General features: G+C 61.7%; 1 protein-coding gene. It reads right to left on the bottom strand.

The features are described 5' to 3' along the window. Positions 1 to 111: 111 nt before the first annotated feature. A partial coding sequence (locus tag AB4090_RS15065; protein WP_369574692.1) for an IS1380 family transposase occupies positions 112 to 959 on the bottom strand: 848 nt, incomplete at its 5' end.

Genomic DNA, 959 nt, shown 5'->3' with positions numbered 1-959 from the left:
TGTGTTGTTTGGGCGGATTTGAGGGTGGTATAGCCCGGTTTTTCGCACGCGAGGCAGCCGTACCCTGCGTCGAAGGGAACGAAGCACTAGTTTTGGTGGAGGGACGGTGGTTCAGATCGAGGGATCGTGTGCAGCCGCGTAGGTGCGGGCGCGCACCGCAGCGAAGTCCTCCAGACAGGAGGTGGCGATTTTGAGAATCCAGGTGCCCGCATGACGGACTAGGCGGCCCGGCGTCTGGAAGAACCGCCAGCGCACGGTGGCCACCCGATGTCGCTGCCAGCCCTCACCCAAGGCAGAATGCTTGAAGAGAACAAAGAGATTGTGGGCGATGACGCCCATCCGGAAGAAAGCGGCGTTGGCGCTTTCCTGTCCGCAAGGCATGCGCTCCATGCCAAAGCCGATTTTCAGCTCCTTGATCCCGTTCTCGGAATGTTCGCCCCGTTGGCGGTACCAGACCAGCACATCGGCAGCGCTCCCGGACCGGTTGCTGGCGATGACGTGGTAACGGGGCCGATCCTCTTCCAGGAGTTCCCCCTGATGGATCTGGCGTACCACGATGAGGCGAAAGGCTTGGTGTGTAGCTTCCATGCTGTGTACCGTCTCAGCGACCGCACAGTCGGCATAGTAGGTCCAGGCGGAATCCGGAATGGCGGCGATAGCCGCGAGCGTCGACGCATCCAGCCGACCACCAATGGCGAAGGCTTTGCCCGTCTCTTCGCAGTAGTTGAACAAGGCGGCCTGATAACTGGCGGAATCGGCCCGCACCGCCGACACCCGATGGCCCTTGGGGAGACGAGCCTCGCAGGCCTGGAGAAAGGCCAGATGATCGCTGGCCGGGGCAATGTTTCCCGCCCGGAAATCGTCATGAATGACGACCCCGGCTTCCGCCAAATGACCGACCATGGGCATGTAGCCCCGCTCTCCCTTGTAGGTCCACTCGGCTGTGCGTTTTTCGGCAA

The organism is Acidithiobacillus sp. IBUN Pt1247-S3, from assembly GCF_041146875.1.
Lineage (GTDB): Bacteria > Pseudomonadota > Gammaproteobacteria > Acidithiobacillales > Acidithiobacillaceae > Igneacidithiobacillus.
Note: the sequence above shows the minus strand (reverse complement) of the source record. Positions and strands in the feature narration are given on the sequence as shown.